Raw genomic sequence first — 17,397 nt, 5'->3', positions numbered from 1 at the left:
GCCGAATAGCGCTCAACAGGCGCCGTGCAAGTTCCGAATGTGCGCGAAGGCGACGAGGCTGACCCCTGCGATCGTCAGCACGGTCTCCTCGATCCCGTGATCGACGAGGAGGGCGATGCCCATCAACGTCAGGCCCGAAGCACCGATCGCCAGCGGCGCGACCCGCCCGTGGCGCAGCACGCCGAAGCCGAGCGAAATGATGCCCACGACCAGAGCCATCGCCAGTCCGATGCGGTGGATACTGGGTGAAAGAAGCGCTTCACCGCCCAGCCCCAGCACGCCGACAAGCACGACGCCCAGGATGCAATGCACCGCGCACAGCCCACTCAGGATGATTCCGGCACGGTCGAGGCGGTTACGAATCGCAAGAAGGGCAGTACGCATGGGCAGCCATCTATGTAACGTTGTATCATTCCGCAAGGGCCGGACGCAAAATTTTCACGCAGGACTCGTCGAAAACACGTGCCGTCGAACGCCCTCTTGCGCAAATGCCCGCAAAATCGCAGGAATCGCCCGCATGACGGAAGAAGCAGACGCATGAGAGTTAACGACGGTCGCCCGATCATCGGGACAAGTGACGATATCGCCCCGATGGTGCGCTGGCTCCTGAGTGTTGCGGTGCTGGTGGTGCTGATCGTCGCGGTCGGCGGGATCACCCGGCTGACCGAATCGGGCCTTTCCATCACTCAGTGGAAGCCGCTGACCGGCGCAATCCCGCCGCTCACCGACGCCCAGTGGCAGGCCGAGTTCGCCCGCTACAAGCAGATCCCGCAGTATCTCGACGTCAACGGCCCGGCAGGCATGACGCTGGCGCAGTACAAGTTCATCTACTTCTGGGAATGGTTCCACCGTCTTCTGGCGCGCACGATCGGCCTCGTCTTCGCGGTTCCGCTGGCATGGTTCTGGTACAAGCGCACCATTCCCGGCGGCTACAAGCCGCGTTTGCTGGCGCTGTTGGCGCTGGGCGGCCTGCAGGGCGTCGTCGGCTGGTGGATGGTCTCCTCCGGCCTCAGCGCCGAGGCGCTCGACCGGGTGAGTCACTTCCGCCTCGCCGCGCATCTGCTGGTGGCGCTGTTCACGCTGGGCGGCCTCGTCTGGACTGCGCTGGACCTCAAGGCGATGGAGCGGGGAGAGCAGCGCGCGCGGCTGACCCGCTTCGGCGCCCTGGCGCTGGGCATGCTGGCGCTGCAACTGTTCATGGGCGCGATGGTGGCGGGCCTGCGTGCCGGCTATGTCGCCGGCGCCGGCTGGTGGAGCTGGGACGCCTGGCCGCTGATGCAGGGCAGCGTCTTCCCCGAAGGCGTCGATTGGGCGCGCGGGTTCTTCTCCTCGCTGGTCAACGATCCCTACCTCACGCACTTCATTCACCGCTGGTGGGCCTGGGCAATCGTCGCGGTGCTCGTCGTCATGGGCCGCAGGCTCAAGGCGAAGCACGAGCGGCTGGTCTCGGTCGCGGTGCACTGTGCGTTCGGGACGCAGGTGCTGCTGGGCATCTTCACGGTGTGGTCCGGCGTGACCTTGTGGATCGCCGTGGCGCACCAGCTTTGCGGTGCACTGCTGGTCGCCGCGACGGTGTGGGGCGCGCATGCGCTCGGACGTCGGGGGTAGGTTTCGGCCTGTCCATCGGCTACCCACTCCGTCCGGCTAGGCAGCAAGCTGCCAAGCCTCCCGGCCCTCCCTCCTTCGACAAGCTCAGGATGAGCGGGAGGGCGAAGCGGAAACCTCTCATTCCCCTCCCGCTCGCGGGAGGGGGCAGGGGTGGGCAACGTCCGGACACAAACCTCACGGTATTATTTTACCTCTCTGCAATCCCGCGCATTGCTTGACTTACGCAGCCATTTCGACGATTTGGCCGCCTTCCGCGCTATCAGGGGATTCGCTCCCGTGGCTGGCGCTCGAATTATAGGGAATGACCAGCCATGAAGGCGCTCACGAAGGTCACCCGGTCGATCAAGCCGGCCGAGGTGGAGAAGAAGTGGCATCTGATCGATGCCGAGAATCTGGTTGTAGGCCGTCTGGCCGTGATCATCGCCGACCTGCTGCGCGGCAAGCACAAGCCCAGCTTCACCCCTCACGTTGATTGCGGCGACCACGTCGTCATCATCAACGCGGAGAAGGTGCGCTTCACGGGCAACAAGCTCAAGCAGCAGACCTACTACAAGCACACCGGCTATGCCGGCGGCATCAAGGAAGTCACCGCGGACAAGGTCCTCGCCGGTCGCTTCCCCGAGCGCGTGCTTGAAAAGGCTGTCGAGCGCATGATTCCCCGTGGTCCGCTCGGCCGTGACCAGATGCGCGCTCTGCACGTCTACGCCGGCACCGAGCACCCGCACGGTGGCACCCAGCCCGAAGCGCTCGACGTCGCTTCGATGAACCGCAAGAACAAGGTGGGCGCATAATGTCCGACAACGAAACCGTGCAGAGCCTGTCCGACCTCGCGGACATCGCCGGCAACGTCACCGTCGGTGACGAGACCGTGGCAGCCGCTCCCGTCTCGAACGCTCCGCTGCGCGAGCAGCAGATCGACGCGCAGGGCCGCGCTTATGCCACCGGCCGCCGCAAGGACGCCGTTGCCCGCGTGTGGATCAAGCCCGGCTCGGGCAAGATCATCGTCAACGGCCGTGACCAGGAAGTCTACTTCGCACGTCCGACCCTGCGCCTTGTGATCAACCAGACCTTCCAGGTCGCTGGCCGCGAAGAGCAGTACGACGTCATCGCCACCGTCAAGGGTGGCGGTCTGTCGGGCCAGGCCGGCGCTGTGAAGCACGGCATCGCCCAGGCTCTCGCCAAGTACGAGCCGGCCCTGCGCTCGGCCGTCAAGGCAGCCGGCTTCCTCACCCGCGACAGCCGCGTGGTCGAGCGTAAGAAGTACGGCCGCGCCAAGGCACGCCGCAGCTTCCAGTTCTCGAAGCGCTAATCGTTTCCAGAGCTTCGGCTACAAAAAGGGGTCGCGGGAAACCGCGGCCCTTTTTCGTTATGCCCAATGTGGGATGCCGAGCGCAGACAAGGCGCCAAGACTTTGAATTTCCCGACTCGGCGTTGCGTTTTACGGCATCGGTCTGGTACGCGTTTCAGCCTGCTCGGCTGGAGTTGACCTGAGATGGAAACAACGGTTCCCTCGGAACTACGCGACTTTCTGGCATCGCTGCCGATGGCGCTGGCTCTGGCATCTATCGAGGGGGATCATCCGCTTCTGTTCGTCAATGAGCGTTTCAGCGAACTGACCGGCTATTCCGGTGACGACGTGATCGGTCGCAACTGCCGCTTCCTGCAGGGCGATACACGGGATGGGCAAGCCCATGCGAAGTTCCGCGCCTTCCTGCACAACGAGGACACCATGTCGGCCAGAGCGCCGATCATCAATTTCCGGCGAGACGGTTCGGCCTTCGTGAACCTGCTCTACCTGACACGGTTGCGGGCGGAGTCGGGCGAGACACGATATATCCTGGGCTCGCAGTTCGATGTGAGCCGAGTGGAGGTCGAGCGCTTGCAGGCGTACGACAGGGATCTGGCACGGGCGCTGACCGGCCTCGGCCCCCTGAGCGTGGGGTGCGGCATTGCCATCGATGATGCGCTTGCGGTTATCGGAGATTCCGTCAGCCTGATGACGCAGGCGCATTTACGGCTGCTCGACCCTTCGTCCAGTCTGAATTGACTGGGTCAGGCCACAAGGCGCCGGTCGTACTCCACCCGGGCTTTTTCCACGTCTTCCATGTTGGCGATTGTCCAGCCGTACAGCGCCTTGAACGGAGTCTGCAACGAGCGGCCCAGCGGAGTGATCTCATACTCCACCCCGATGGGGGATGCGGCGATTACCCGTCGCTCCAGCAGGCCGTTGCGCTCCAGCCGCCGCAGGCACTGGGTAAGCGCCTTTTGAGTCACGCCTTCCAGATGACGCTTGATGCCGTTGAAGCGCATCGGTCCAGCGTCGAGCACCGTCAGCACCATCATCGACCACTTGTCGGCGATCTGGTCGAACAGCAGGCGGCTGGGGCAATCGACGGAGAAATGCTCGCATTCCGGCATCAAGGTATCCCTGGATATACTTGCGCACCATAAGGTGCCTCATTGACGTCAAGTATCCAATATATACCTAAGTGGCTCCCCCAGCAAACCGGAGTTCCTCCGCAATGACCGCAAGTGCCACCGACGTTCTGTTCAAGCCGTTCCGCATCGGCTCGCTGGACCTTCCCAACCGCATCGTCATGGCGCCGATGACCCGGGCCTTCGCCGCCGAGGGCATCCCCGGCGAGGCGCAGGCCGCTTATTACCGCCGCCGGGCCGAAGGTGGTGTCGGCCTGATCCTGTCCGAAGGCACGGTGATCGACCGCCCTGCCTCTCGCAACGATCCGGGGATCCCCTTCTTCCATGGTGAGCCTGCCCTGGGCGGCTGGAAGCAGGTAATCGATGCGGTGCACGGAGCAGGCGGCCGCATGGGGCCGCAATTGTGGCACACCGGCGCGACCAAGAGCTTCATGACCGAGTGGGTGCCCGATGCGCCCGTCGAGAGCCCGTCGGGCTACGATGCGCCCGATGTCCCGCGCGGCGAGGCGATGAGCGAGGAAGCCATCGCCGACAGCGTGGCCGCGTTCGCTCGTGCTGCGGCCGATGCAAAGCGGCTTGGCTTCGACGTGGTCGAACTGCACGGTGCGCATGGCTACCTCATCGACCAGTTCTTCTGGTCGGGCAGCAACCTGCGCACCGACCGCTACGGCGGCGCGACCATTCGTGAGCGTTCGCGCTTTGCGGCCGAAGTCGTGGCGGCGGTGCGCGAGGCGGTGGGGCCGGGCTATCCCCTGATCCTGCGCCTGAGCCAGTGGAAGCAGCAGGACTATGCCGCGCGCCTTGCCGAGACTCCGGACCTCATGGCCGACTGGCTAGAGCCGCTGGTCGAAGCGGGCGTAGACGTCCTGCACTGTTCGCAGCGCCGTTTTTGGGAGCCCGAGTTCCCGGAGATCGACGGCGATAGCGGGCTGAACTTCGCCGGCTGGGCCAAGAAGCTCACCGGTGCGACCACCATCAGTGTCGGTTCGGTCGGTCTCTCGGGCGATTTCATGGCTGCGTTCGGCGGCGAAGGTTCGTCAAGCGTCGGCCTCGACCGACTCGTGGAACGCATGGAACGTGATGAGTTCGACCTGATCGCCGTTGGCCGTGCTCTCATCACCGACCCCGACTGGGTCTCCAAGGTGCGTGATGGAAATGCTGGCGAATTGAAGGGCTTCGACGCGGCAGCGCTGGGCGAACTCGTCTGACGCTTGATGAGAACAAATATGGAACATGTAGGATTTTTCCTATAGGGTGATCAGCGGCGGCACTCCTGCCGTCGATCCCTTGGAGGAAAAGCCAGTGTCGTTTGCTGACTTGTGCCTCTTCCTTGGGGCCTTGTTCGCCTTTGCCACCCTCATCCTGAAGGTGGTGGAGGTGAAGGGCCGGAAGTAGGCAACGGGTGGGGGATGCGTTGCAGCGTGTCCCCCAGACGTTCGGTTCAGGGCGTTCTGCCCGAAAACGACTAAGCCCCCGCCGTTGCAGCGGCGAGGGCTTGATCCACATGGCCACAGGCCAGTGTCGTTTGCGGCGGTAACCCTACGCTTTTCGGGCGATGAGTTCAAGTTGCGCCTGTTGTTGCACCGCCGCGTTGCCTGCCACCATCAGTACATATGCTGTCCGCCGTTGATGCTCAGCGTCGATCCGGTGACGAACGCGGCGTTCTCCGAGCACAGGAAGGCGCAGCCGCGCGCGATCTCGTAGGCGCTGCCGAGGCGGCCGACGGGGATCTTGGCGACGATCTTCTCCAGGACCGGCGGCGGCACGGCGGCGACCATGTCGGTGTCGATATAGCCCGGCGCGATCGCATTGACGGTCACGCCGTACTTGGCACCTTCCTGCGCCAGCGCCTTGGTGAATCCGTGGATACCGCTCTTGGCAGCGGCATAGTTCACCTGGCCGTACTGGCCGGCCTGTCCGTTGATCGAACCGATGTTGACGATGCGGCCCCAGCCACGCTCGCGCATGCCCGAGAAGGTCGCCTTGGCGGTGTTGAAGCAGCCGCCGAGGTTGACGCGCATGACGTCGTTCCAGTCGTCGAAGCTCATCTTGTGGAGCACGCCGTCGCGGGTGATCCCTGCGTTGTTGATCACGATGTCGATCGGACCGATTTCGGACGCGATGCGCGCGCAGCTGTCCTGCGTCGCCTCGAAATCACCCACGTCCCACTTGTAGGAAGGGATACCGGTGCGCTCGGTGAAAGCGGCCGCCTTTTCTTCGTTGCCGGCGTAATTCGCGACGACGGTGTGACCGCGTTCTTTCAGTGCGAGCGACACAGCTTCGCCGATACCCCGGGTCCCGCCGGTTACAATTGCAACGCGCGCCATATGTTTAGCCTTTCGTTGTGAGCATCCACCGACGACAAGGCTATGGAAGGATTATGACGGCGGCAAGGCCGACCATTGACCTAAATGCAGCATTCTTGATTGCGGATTTTGCAATCAATATTGCTTGTATCAGAACTTGAACTGCGTTCCGACATAGACCGCCTGACTATCCTGTTTCCGGTCGGTAAGGGGGACGAGGCGTTCACGATCCTGCGAATAACGCACCCCGGCCGTCACATCGAGATTTTCGGTGACCCGATAGGCGCCGCCGAGATCGACTTCGCTGCCATCGATTGCGAATGTGCGCGGGGCCCGACCTGACGCCTTCTTCTCGTCGAGAGATATCCTCGGGCTGAAGCGCGGCTCGTCCTGCTTTGCCGTTCCCGGTGAAAGGCTGAACTTCTTGAGGTCCGGCAGTTCCGCCATTGGCCGGCTGGGCGCCTGCGGGACGAGGTTCTGCGCGAAGTTCTGGTATCCGCGCGACACGCCGAGATTGAAAGCGGTGGGCGCGATACGCAGTCGCGCGGGATCCTGGCTGATCTGCGCAAGCGGTGACCGGCCATGGACGATGATTGCCTGCGCCGCCTCGGGATCGACGCGGACGGCGACGGTCACGGCACGATCCGGGCGGTTGGGCGTGCCCGCCGGCGTAAATGGAAAAAGATCGCCTTTAGCCAGCGAACGCATTGCGATGGCCTGCGACAGGTTCTCCTGCGTCGTCTCGGGCGCCAGCGGATCGATCTGTCCCGAATTGGCCGCGGTGTCGCCCTTGAAGTCGGTGGAGAAGGCGAGCACCGCGCTGGGCAGGGCCAGCAGGGTGACACAACCCGCCAGCAGCAGGCTTCCCTTCATGCCTCCCCGGGTAGCGCCTTCACCCTCGGTACTCATCAAACGCCCCTGTCTGCTTCTCTTTGCCCCGTGGCAGACTCGCCGTGACGGGGTCTGCAAATGATGACGCTTGCAGATTAACACGTCCTGAGTGCGGGGGTAAAGACGCAGCGCCTTCCGTTCAGGACGCGCTCATCCTTGCCCTGCTTGGGACTTGGCATCGGAAAGGCGCTCTTGCCGCTGGCCCACTGGCGGTTATAGAGGCGTTTTGACGACAGGCTCGGCGTGCGCCGCGTCTGCAGCCTCTGACACCGGATTTGGGAACGAACATGAAAGCCAGCACCGACAACGGCCTCTTCACCGTGCGCACGCTGACGACCGTGGGCATCTGCGCCGCGGCGGCGCTGGCACTGGCCGGTTGCGGCGGTGGCAGGAAGAAGGAGCAGGCCAAGCTCGCGCCTTCGCAGGTCACCACGATCGGCGTGAACAGCTACCTGTGGCGCGCCAGCCTCGATTCGGTGTCGTTCATGCCGCTGCTCCAGTCGGACAGCGCCGGCGGCGTCATCATCACCGACTGGTACGTGAATCCCAAGACTCCGACCGAGCGCGTGAAGGTGTCGATCGCAATCCTCGACCAGGACCTGCGCGCCGATGCGCTGCGCGTCACCGCCGTGCGCGAAGTGGCGCAGGGCGGTGGCTGGGTCGCCGCGCCGGTCCAGGCCGCGACGGTGCAGAAGCTCGAGGACATCATCCTCACCCGCGCCCGCGACCTGCGCCGCGATTCGATCGGCGGTTAAGAATTATCGGGCGGCCCTTGCGGCCGCCCCGTTCATTTGGCGGGCCGGTCCCGCGGGAGTTTAGACAAAGATGACCGAGCGGTTCGATCCCGCACAGGCGGACACGCGCTGGCAGGCTGCGTGGGACGAAGCGCAGAGCTTCCGCGCCGACGACACCTCTTCCAAGCCGCGCAGCTACGTGCTGGAGATGTTCCCGTATCCCTCGGGCCGCATCCATATCGGCCACGTCCGCAATTACACGATGGGCGACGTGCTGGCGCGCTACAAGCGGATGAAGGGCTTCGAGGTCCTGCACCCGATGGGCTGGGACGCCTTCGGCATGCCCGCCGAGAACGCGGCGATGGAAAAGGGCGTCCACCCCGGCGGCTGGACGCGCGAGAACATCGCGAACATGAAGGCGCAGCTCAAGCGCCTCGGCTTCGCGCTTGACTGGAGCCGTGAGATCGCGACCTGCGAGCCGGAATATTACGGCCAGGAACAGGCGCTGTTCCTCGACCTGTACGAACACGGCCTTGTCTACCGCAAGGAATCCGCGGTGAACTGGGATCCGGTCGACCAGACCGTGCTGGCGAACGAGCAGGTGATCGACGGGCGCGGCTGGCGCTCGGGCGCACTGGTCGAGAAGCGCAAGCTCTCCCAGTGGTTCCTCAAGATCACCGACTTCGCCGACGAACTGCTGGACGGCCTCTCCACGCTCGACAAATGGCCCGAAAAGGTCCGCACGATGCAGGAGAACTGGATCGGCAAGTCGCAGGGCCTGCAGTTCAGCTTCGACCTTTCGACCGATGGAAAGGTGGAGGTCTACTCGACCCGCCCGGACACGATCTTCGGCGCAAGCTTCGTCGCCGTTGCCGCCGATCACCCGATCGCGCAAGGCGCGGCCGAAGGGCGACCCGAAGTTCAGGACTTCATCGCGCTGTGCAAGCAGGGCGGCACCACCGCCGCAGAGCTTGAAACGGCCGAGAAGCTGGGCTTCGACACTGGCATCACCGCGAGGCACCCGTTCACGGGCGCGCCGCTGCCGGTCTACATCGCCAATTTCGTGCTGATGGACTACGGCACCGGTGCGGTCATGGCCGTCCCCGGCCACGACCAGCGCGACTTCGAGTTCGCGACCAAGTACCGGCTTCCGATCGCGCGCGTCGTCGCGGCGAGCGCGGAGGAGGCCGACAAGCCTTTCGACGGCGAGTCCGAGGCCGGCGACGGCGTTCTGGTGAACTCCGACTTCCTCGATGGCCTGAGCGTTGCGGAGGCCAAGGCCGCCGTCATCGCCCGCGCCGAAGCCGAAGGCTGGGGTGAGGGCAAGACGGTTTGGCGCCTGCGCGACTGGGGCGTTTCGCGCCAGCGCTACTGGGGCACGCCGATCCCGTTCATCCATTGCGAGGTTTGCGGCGTGGTGCCGGTGCCCAAGAAGCACCTGCCCGTCGTGCTGCCCGAGGACGTCGATTTCCAGACGCCGGGCAACCCGCTGGTGCGCCACCCGACCTGGAAGCACGTCGACTGCCCGCAGTGCGGCCACCCGGCCCGCCGCGAGACCGACACGCTCGACACTTTCGTCGATTCCTCGTGGTACTTCCTGCGCTTCGCCAGCCAGCCTGACGACCGCCCGTTCGACCCGGCAAAAATTGCCGAGTGGCTGCCGGTGGAACAGTACATCGGCGGCATCGAGCATGCGATCCTGCACTTGCTCTACGCTCGCTTCTGGACCCGCGCGCTGGCCCGCATCGGCAAGATCGAGGTCAAGGAACCGTTCGGCAGCCTGTTCACGCAGGGCATGGTCACGCACGAGACGTATAGCCGCGTGAACGAAGCCAACGGCCAGCCGATCTACTTTGCCCCCAGTGAAGTGGACCGCACCTCCGAAGGCGCGACGCTCAAGGCCGATGGCGCCCCGATCGAGGTCGGCCGCGTCATCAAGATGTCGAAGTCGAAGAAGAACGTCGTCGATCCCGACGAGATCGTCGCGACCTACGGCGCCGACGCGATCCGCTGGTTCATGCTGTCCGACAGCCCGCCCGAGCGTGACCTGCCCTGGTCCGAAGCTGGGATCGAAGGCTGTGGCCGCTTCGTCCAGCGCCTGTGGCGCCTGTTCGCGCAGTGCGACGCGGCGGCGACCGGCGAGGACAAGGCCATCGACCGCAAGGTTCACCAGACCGTGGACGCGGCGGCGCGTGACATCGAATCGCTCGGCTTCAACAAGACCGTGGCGCGCATCTACGAACTGACCGGCGCGGTGGAGAAGGCCCAGCCCTCCGCCAGCCGTTCCGCCGCGATCCGCACGCTGCTGCTGCTGGTGTCGCCGATGATGCCGCACCTTGCCGAAGAGGCGTGGTCTTCGATAGGCGAGGGCCTGATCGCCGACGCCGCATGGCCCGAAGTCGATCCGGCGCTGCTGGTGGATGACGAGGTAACCGTGGCGGTCCAGGTCAAGGGCAAGCTGCGCGATACCCTCACCGTCGCCAAGGGCACGTCGAAGGAAGACCTCGAGGCGCTTGCCCTCGCCAGCGAGAAGGTGCAGCGTGCACTCGATGGTGCGGAAATTCGCAAGGTGATCGTGGTGCCCGACCGACTGGTAAATCTCGTCGCGTGAAGGCTTTAATTGCCCTCACTGGAGCCGTGCTGCTCGCCGGGTGCGGGCTGCAGCCGATGTATGCGGGCGGCGGCAATGCCGCCGTCGCGCAGGGGCTTGCCGCTGTCGAAGTGTCCTCGATTCAGGGCAAGGCCGGCTGGCTGGTGCGCAATGCGCTGGTCGACGAGCTTGGCGTATCGGGCGCCAAGGGCGTCGCGCCGAAATACCGGCTCGATGTGCGCCTCGACGACAAGCTGGAGAGCTTCGCGCTACTGTCGGACGATACCGTGGGTCGCGAACGCCGCACCCTGCGCGCGCGCTACCAGTTGGTGGACGTGGGTAGCGGTGAAGTGGTCCTTGACCAGACCGCAGGCTCCGATGCGGGGATCGACGTCGTCTCCTCTGACTACGCGACCATTGCGGCCGAACAGACTGCGCTGGAGAACATGTCCAAGGACATCGCCACGCGCATCGTCACCAACATCGCGCTGCGTCTGCGCGGTGAAACCGCCCAGTAACAGGCCGTGAAGGCCACTCAGAAGGAATTCGCGGGCCTCGCCCAGCGTGCTGCCCGCGATGCCCGTGTCTTCTTCTTCTGCGGCCCCGACGAATCGGGAGCCTCGGATGCGGCGGCGAAGATTCTCTCGTTTCTCCCCGACATTGGCGAGCGTATCGAAATGTCGGGTGCAGAACTGCGCCGCGATCCGGTCCGTCTTGGCGACGAGGCCCGTTCCACTTCGCTGTTCGGCGGTGCGCGCCATATCTGGGTGCGCGCGCAGGGCGATGAGGCGCATGATGCCGTCCAGACCCTGCTGGAGAACGACGTGGAGGGTTGCCCGGTCCTGATCGTTGCCACCGGTGCCACCGACAAGTCGCGCACCGCCAAGTTGCTCGCGGCCCGGCCGGATGGCCTCGTGGCGATGTTCTATCCGCCTGACCTCGCTTCGGTAACCGCATCGGTGAGGACGATGGCGAATGCTGCAGGGCTCAAGCTGGGCAGCGAGATCGCCGAGCGCATTGCGCGAGGTGCGGGGCTCGATACGCGACTGGCCCGCTCGGAAGTCACCAAGCTGGCGCTCTACCTTGATGCTTCGCCCGAGACGCCCCGCCCGGTCGCCTCCGGAGACCTCGACGCGATCGGCGCATCGACCGAAGATGACGATTTTTCGCCGCTCGTGGATGCCGTGCTGGGCGGCAGGCGCGATGCCATCGGTCCCGAACTCAAGCGGATGCGCGATCAGGGCATGAACCCGGTCGGCCTTCTGCTCGCCTTCGAGCGCCGAACGGCACAGCTCGCCGGTTTGAATGCACGGCTGGGCGACAGCCGCGACGTTGGAGGGTTCCTCAAGGCCGAGGCCGGCGCGAGGCGGATATTCTGGAAGGACCAGCCGGCGCTGACTGCCCAGTTGCAACTCTGGCGCGGGTATCGGCTTGAGCGGCTCGTCGCTCGATTGGTAGCGCTGCACCAGATGCTGCTAGCTAACAGTCAGAATGCCGAGCTTTTATTGGCCGACGGTCTTTTGACAATTGCAAGGTCAGCGCGTCCTAATTCGAAACGACCGACAATTACCACGTCCTGACTGAATCCGCTTTTCGGGTTGCCTCGCCAGTACATACGGGCATATACCTATTGCGTCGCAGCATGATGTCCATGCGGCGCGCGCTGAGGTTCTGATGAGGGAGGCATTCAGCGTGAGTTCGCAAGCCCGGGTGCTGCCAGCATGAACGCCCCATTTGCCGCAGGTTCACTCGCCAAGGAGCGGGCCGATCTCGACGATCTTCTCGTTGCACCTTCGCTCGAGCGTCGGCGCCTGCAGTGCTACCTCTCCCTCGTCGTCGGCGATATCGTTTCGATTTTCATCGGTTTTGCATCGACAGGTTATATTCTGGCAGGCGCGCAAGGACTTGGCGAGAGCTTGGTCCATGCCCAACTCATCCTCCCTATCTTCCTGACTCTGGCGCTTTACAACGGTGCTTATTCCACCGCCTCGCTGCAAGATGGCTGGAAGGGTGTGTTCAGGGCGTTGCTTGCGGTCGTGATCGCGATGGTTGTCGTGGTCTTCGTGCAGTTCCTGATTCGGCCCGATGCCGATGTCTCGCGTTCCGGCTTCAATGGCGGCGCGCTGGCGGCAATGGCGGTGATCGCATGGATGCGGCTGCAACTGCGCAGCTTCGTGCGGTGGCGTTGCGGCGACAACATCATCAATGAACTCATAATCGACGATGGTGGACCGCAAGTGCAGGTGCGCGGTGCGATTCGCATCTCGGCGGCAGGAATGGGCCTGCGGCCCAACCTCAACGACCCTAATGCGTTGGACCGCATCGGGCTCGTCCTGCGCAATATCGACCGCGTAATCGTGAGTTGCCCTGCAGGACGCCGCGCCGAATGGGCGATGATGCTCAAGGGCGCCAACGTCGATGGCGAAGTCCTCGACGACGAGGTCGCGCGCCTCGGCGCGCAAGGTGCGCGTGTGGTTGGCAAGCACGGGTTGCTGATGGTGTCTGCGGGGCCGCTCGGGCTACGTGATCGTGCCGTCAAGCGCCTGTTCGACGTCGCCTTCGCGGGAGGTGCAATTCTCGCCTTGTCCCCGCTTCTGGTCGTGGTTGCGCTGGCCGTGAAGGTGCAGGACGGCGGGCCTGTGTTCTTCACACAGCGCCGCATGGGTCGGGGCAACCGCTTCTTCAACATGTACAAGTTTCGTTCGATGACGCAGGCCCTGTGCGACACGAACGGCAACGTTTCGGCCTCCAAGGACGATCAGCGGATCACCCGCATCGGTCGCTTCATCCGCCGCACCAGCATCGATGAACTGCCGCAGTTGTTCAACGTGCTGCTCGGCGACATGAGCCTGGTCGGCCCGCGTCCGCATGCGACGGGTTCTCTGGCGGGCGACAAGCTCTTCTGGGAAGTCGATCTGAGGTACTGGCAGCGTCACTCGCTCAAGCCGGGCTTGTCGGGACTTGCGCAAGTACGTGGTTTTCGCGGCGCCACGGATCACGAATCCGATCTCGTCAACCGCCTCCAGGCCGACCTTGAGTACCTGGAGGGGTGGACGATCATGCGTGATCTTCAGATCATCTTCCTGACCATGCGGGTGCTGGTGCACGATCGGGCTTTTTAAAGTTCGGTCCGATCCCGACGTTTACGACTGGACCATATTTATGGTCTGCGCTTCGGCGGTGCCGACGATGGGCACGGCATACAACGATAGCGATGGCATGCTGGAATTCACCGTGCATGTGAGCATGACGGTGCCGTTCGTTGCGCTGGTGGCAAACACCGGACTTCCCATGGTCCCTAGTTGTATCGCTGCCACCGGGCTTGAGGATACAACGGACGCGACGACCCCTGTTCCAGCCGTCTCGATCAACGAGATGTCAAGTCGACATGCTTGCGATTGTCGAACCACAGAGGACGCGTCTCGTCCGACAATCTGAATGAACAGGCTGGCTGCGGCTGCGGAATTTGTCGGCAATCCCGACAGTGTCATGAATGGGGTGGAGGCTCCCGGAGTTATGGCGGTCGTGTAATTCTTGTTCGCGATAGGAACCAGTGCCGACTTACCGGGCTGGGCGATCTTGATATATTCGGCTTCAAGCTGGGAGTATCCGGACGTGTTGGCGTAGAAACGTCCCTTGGTAACTCCACGACGCCTTACGGAATATCCAGACCCGCCCGCGCCATCTACGTAAGATGTCATTGCGGCGTTATCGGTATCGTGCTCGACACCCGCCGAAGTGTAATCGTAGGCACTGCCTGTCAAAGGAACGATGGTGTTGGGTGTCGTACCCGTTGCCATCAAATCTCCGAATAGTCGCATCGCTTGAGTTGTCGCTCCGCCGATCGCGGCTTTGCCCCACCTACAATTGTTGGTGCGGAACGGGCCTGTCAGGTTGATGCGCCCGTTCGAAGCCGCGATCAGGCCGTAACCAAGTTGTTCGACCCAACCGCCACCGATGGATACGTTTGAATTGGCAGCGAATATTCCACAGAACTGTGGCAACGGCGGGAATCGATCTCGTGTTTCGGCATAGTACTGACGCACATCTGCCGAGACGATATCTTGGAAATACAGGCCGATGCCGAAATATTCTGACTGGACGACTCCTGCCCAGATTGCCTTGCCGCGACGGATGGATACACCGCGGGTCATTCGGACGACGGCATACTGCCAATTCTCCCCGGCTGTTTTGCTGGCGGAGAATGTGTTGGCTGAAAGGCCGCCGCTCACCCAGTTTGGCGGGACATGCCAACCGGTTCTACCGTCGGCGGAACGCATGACGCACCAACCGTAGCGTGGGGGTGCATCGTTATTCCACGCAATGGTGTCGTGCGTGGAATCTGGGGTTCCCGGAGTAATGACGACATCGCTGGCAACGATGCCATTCCCGGAAGGGCTTCCGTTGATGTTGATATTGTCCATCGTCCAGGCACTCTCGCCCGACGAGCCGGCACCGCTTGTGCCACCAAGGTTGATCCCCCCAGTTCTAAAGCCGACGCCAACGATCTGATTGTAATAGAGTCCCCAAGGATGATTCCAGGCCGTATCGAAGAATATGCCAATATCCGCATTGGCGACGTAGACGCGCTCGATCCGGGCGATTCCCGCCGATGCGGCATCGGGGCTGCCAATCAGATAGCAGCCATCGAGATTGTTGCCATTGAGTTTTACGTCGCGGATATCATAGGACGCCTTCGGTCTCAGCATCCAGCCCTTGAATCCGGGGGCAGCGTTCAAGACGCTTTGCTTGTCTCCCGTGTTGCGATGCCCGCTTATGACAAGGTCCGTGCCGTCGGGGGGCCTGATCTCGGCATTGATCTGGTAGATTGCGCCAGGCCGAAGCAGAACCGGCTTGCCAGAGTTCACTGCTTGCTGAAGCGCAGACGTATCAATCGCGGCATTGGCCACACTGCCGTCGCCGATGGCCCCGAATGATTCAGGTGTGACCCAGTTTATACGGTCCCGGACGGTTCCGCCGCTATCCATTCCGATCAGTGAAGCGCCTTTGCGCGGCGCTTTGGAAGCAAGGTTTCGGCGATGGGCTGTGTTCGCACCGCGCGCAATGATATCGATAGGCATGGATCGTCTCTCCTACGGAAAAGTTTGCGTCGGCTATTGCGCGACCCGATAGGTTAACGACCCCGAAGTCAGGGTAATCGCGAGGTAGAGAGCAGCACCGCTTTCGAATTCCTCCCACACCGGCTCACAAACATTTTGCGAGAAAGTGCCCCAGGCATCGCCCCCCAGCGTCAGGGGCTGCTGCGTCACTCCGCCATCGATAGAACGGAGCAGGGTGGCGGAACCTTGCCAGATTCCTGTCAGGGTAATGAATACCGGTCTTCCCGGCGCTGGAAGGAATGGCCCAGTCGATGTGCTGGTCGCCGTAGTGCCAGTCAGAGGTTCGGGGGTGGAAGCCGACAGCGTCGTGACCGGCAGGGGGCGGCCGTTTTCCACTAAGGACAGACTGCTGCTTTCTCCATCGGTGAAACCGATAGCGAAGGCGGTCGCATAGCCCGAAGGCATCTGGATAGGGCTGGTGGGCATTGGGGCTCCTCGGCTTGGAACGGAACCCTTATCCAGATACGCATCTCAAATTGTGTAGGAAAACGCCATTTAGGTTAAATATTCTTAATTGAGAGTAAGCCTTTGCAGGCTCAGTTCCCCTTCTGCTTCGGCACCGAGAATGTGCCGGATACCCGACCATTCGGTCCGGCCGAGGCAGAGGAGACGCCGCTATTGAGGTCCACCACCAGTCGGCCGCCACGCAGCACGTCGCCGTTGCTGCGCTTGATCGTGGCATTGCCGGTCATGGTGATGATGCGCTGGTTGAAGTCGTAGACGCCGACATCACCCGTCGCGGTTTCGTCGGGGCGAGAGACGACAACGCCACCGCTCGCGGTGATGCGCTGGATCTGCATCGAGCCTTGATTGGTAAAGTTCACCACCGTGCGCGACGCGCGCAGGCGCAGTTCGGCCTGCTTCACGTCGACGTTGCCGGACAGGATTACGCGATCCTGCTTGTCCTGCAGTTCGATGCGGTCGGCGGCATAGTCCACCGGGGCGTTGGAGTTGTGACCGTTGAAGACCTGCGCGCCCAGTTGCTGCGACCCGGCAAGGGCGGCGAGGCCCAGCACCGGCAGGACCAGTGCGGTACGGTAGAGCATGCGGGGGGCGGCGATCATTGCGGTATCCTGAGTTTGCCCGGCGTCATGCGCAGGCGGGCGTTGCCTTCGAGGGTCACGGTGCGGTTCTCGAGGTCGGCTTTCATTGAGTCCGCACGAAAGGTGCCCGTCGGCACGGTGCCATCGACACCCCCTGTACCCACGGCGGTCTGTTGCTTCACATCGATGGCCACATTGCGCGTGGTCATCTTGTACCCGTCGGGAGCGGCGAAGTTGACCGGACCATCGATTGCGATCTGCTCGCTGTCGTAGTTGTAGGCGCCGCGCGGGGCGACGATTTCGGCCGGGCCGTCGTTGAGGTTCATCAGGGCCTTGAGGCCCAGCATCTCGACGATCGGCGTGGTCGCGCTCTTCTGCACGGCGGTTCCGGCATTGACCGTGAAGTCGCGGTTCTTGTTGTCCTTGCCGCGATAGGCGGCATCGTCCGCGCGCAGGCGTTCGCTGGTGATCGCAACCTTGTTGCGGTCGAGCAGGAAGCTGATCTCGCCGCGCGGGGACAGCGGAACGAGAATCATCACGGCGGCGACAAGGCCGATACCCGCCGGGAGCACCTTTGCCAGCAGCCCGACGAGCCGATCATGCGAGCCACCGGGCGCGGCGAAGTGCCGGCGGCGGTTCTGGATCTTGATAGCTTCGACGGACATGGCG

General features: G+C 63.2%; 18 protein-coding genes. 10 read left to right on the top strand and 8 right to left on the bottom strand.

The annotated features are described in order from the left end of the window. Positions 1–12: 12 nt before the first annotated feature. Positions 13–384, bottom strand: a complete 372-nt coding sequence (locus HWN72_RS16115) for a MerC domain-containing protein (RefSeq protein ID WP_008831264.1) — start codon at positions 382–384, stop codon at positions 13–15. A 153-nt stretch (positions 385–537) separates the two neighbouring features. On the opposite strand from HWN72_RS16115, the gene HWN72_RS16110 reads away from it, so the two are divergent. The 4 genes from HWN72_RS16110 to HWN72_RS16095 all read left to right on the top strand — a co-directional run bounded on the left by HWN72_RS16110 (position 538) and on the right by HWN72_RS16095 (position 3,655). Next, positions 538–1,608, top strand: a complete 1,071-nt coding sequence (locus HWN72_RS16110) for a COX15/CtaA family protein (RefSeq protein WP_008831263.1) — start codon at positions 538–540, stop codon at positions 1,606–1,608. A gap of 311 nt (positions 1,609–1,919) precedes the next feature. Continuing rightward, positions 1,920–2,399 (top strand): 50S ribosomal protein L13, encoded by a 480-nt coding sequence (gene rplM, locus HWN72_RS16105; RefSeq protein ID WP_008831262.1) that lies wholly within the window; start codon positions 1,920–1,922, stop codon positions 2,397–2,399. Then, the gene (rpsI, locus tag HWN72_RS16100) at positions 2,399–2,917 is read left to right on the top strand and encodes a 30S ribosomal protein S9 (RefSeq protein ID WP_008831261.1); all 519 of its coding nucleotides are present in this window, start codon (positions 2,399–2,401) and stop codon (positions 2,915–2,917) included. The genes rplM and rpsI overlap by 1 nt, the downstream gene beginning before the upstream one ends. 183 nt (positions 2,918–3,100) lie before the next feature. After that, positions 3,101–3,655, top strand: a complete 555-nt coding sequence (locus HWN72_RS16095; RefSeq protein ID WP_211150710.1) for a PAS domain-containing protein — start codon at positions 3,101–3,103, stop codon at positions 3,653–3,655. A gap of 5 nt (positions 3,656–3,660) precedes the next feature. Here the strand turns inward: HWN72_RS16095 and HWN72_RS16090 are convergent, their stop codons facing one another. Further along, complete coding sequence (locus HWN72_RS16090; protein WP_069708574.1) at positions 3,661–4,026, bottom strand: helix-turn-helix domain-containing protein; 366 nt, start codon at positions 4,024–4,026, stop codon at positions 3,661–3,663. A 104-nt stretch (positions 4,027–4,130) separates the two neighbouring features. Between HWN72_RS16090 and HWN72_RS16085 the strand changes: the two genes are divergently transcribed. Then, positions 4,131–5,252: an NADH:flavin oxidoreductase gene (locus HWN72_RS16085; RefSeq protein WP_211150709.1), complete on the top strand. Its 1,122-nt coding sequence runs from the start codon at positions 4,131–4,133 to the stop codon at positions 5,250–5,252. 396 nt (positions 5,253–5,648) lie between these two features. Here the strand turns inward: HWN72_RS16085 and phbB are convergent, their stop codons facing one another. Then, positions 5,649–6,371, bottom strand: a complete 723-nt coding sequence (gene phbB / locus HWN72_RS16080; protein ID WP_008831527.1) for an acetoacetyl-CoA reductase — start codon at positions 6,369–6,371, stop codon at positions 5,649–5,651. Between the two features lie 129 nt (positions 6,372–6,500). Continuing rightward, entirely contained in the window at positions 6,501–7,259 is a 759-nt protein-coding gene (locus HWN72_RS16075) for a hypothetical protein (RefSeq protein WP_037520512.1), read from the bottom strand. Positions 7,260–7,528: 269 nt separating this feature from the next. Here HWN72_RS16075 and HWN72_RS16070 point away from each other — a divergent pair, with 269 nt between their 5' ends. The 5 genes from HWN72_RS16070 (at position 7,529) to HWN72_RS31135 (ending at position 13,687) form a co-directional block, all read left to right on the top strand. Beyond that, entirely contained in the window at positions 7,529–7,996 is a 468-nt protein-coding gene (locus HWN72_RS16070) for a DUF3576 domain-containing protein (RefSeq protein WP_008831529.1), read from the top strand. A gap of 70 nt (positions 7,997–8,066) precedes the next feature. Next, positions 8,067–10,586, top strand: a complete 2,520-nt coding sequence (gene leuS / locus HWN72_RS16065) for a leucine--tRNA ligase (RefSeq protein WP_211150708.1) — start codon at positions 8,067–8,069, stop codon at positions 10,584–10,586. Next, positions 10,583–11,083: an LPS assembly lipoprotein LptE gene (gene lptE, locus HWN72_RS16060; protein WP_036525729.1), complete on the top strand. Its 501-nt coding sequence runs from the start codon at positions 10,583–10,585 to the stop codon at positions 11,081–11,083. Before leuS ends, lptE begins: the two co-directional genes overlap by 4 nt. 6 nt (positions 11,084–11,089) lie before the next feature. Next, positions 11,090–12,145: a DNA polymerase III subunit delta gene (holA, locus tag HWN72_RS16055; RefSeq protein WP_211150707.1), complete on the top strand. Its 1,056-nt coding sequence runs from the start codon at positions 11,090–11,092 to the stop codon at positions 12,143–12,145. Between the two features lie 141 nt (positions 12,146–12,286). Further along, positions 12,287–13,687, top strand: a complete 1,401-nt coding sequence (locus HWN72_RS31135; protein ID WP_008831533.1) for a sugar transferase — start codon at positions 12,287–12,289, stop codon at positions 13,685–13,687. A 21-nt stretch (positions 13,688–13,708) separates the two neighbouring features. Here the strand turns inward: HWN72_RS31135 and HWN72_RS16045 are convergent, their stop codons facing one another. The 4 genes from HWN72_RS16045 to lptC form a co-directional block, all read right to left on the bottom strand. Further along, entirely contained in the window at positions 13,709–15,646 is a 1,938-nt protein-coding gene (locus tag HWN72_RS16045; protein ID WP_211150706.1) for a hypothetical protein, read from the bottom strand. 33 nt (positions 15,647–15,679) lie between these two features. After that, on the bottom strand, positions 15,680–16,111 hold the full coding sequence (locus tag HWN72_RS16040; protein WP_156799863.1) for a hypothetical protein: 432 nt from the start codon (positions 16,109–16,111) through the stop codon (positions 15,680–15,682). Positions 16,112–16,221: 110 nt separating this feature from the next. Further along, positions 16,222–16,749 (bottom strand): LptA/OstA family protein, encoded by a 528-nt coding sequence (locus HWN72_RS16035; protein WP_008832483.1) that lies wholly within the window; start codon positions 16,747–16,749, stop codon positions 16,222–16,224. Further along, positions 16,746–17,393: an LPS export ABC transporter periplasmic protein LptC gene (lptC, locus tag HWN72_RS16030; protein ID WP_008832482.1), complete on the bottom strand. Its 648-nt coding sequence runs from the start codon at positions 17,391–17,393 to the stop codon at positions 16,746–16,748. Before lptC ends, HWN72_RS16035 begins: the two co-directional genes overlap by 4 nt. Between the last annotated feature and the right edge of the window lie 4 nt (positions 17,394–17,397).

The sequence above is a fragment of the Novosphingobium sp. HR1a genome (genome assembly GCF_015594425.1).
In the GTDB taxonomy this organism is placed as follows: Bacteria; Pseudomonadota; Alphaproteobacteria; order Sphingomonadales; family Sphingomonadaceae; genus Novosphingobium; species Novosphingobium resinovorum_A.
Note: the sequence above shows the minus strand (reverse complement) of the source record. Positions and strands in the feature narration are given on the sequence as shown.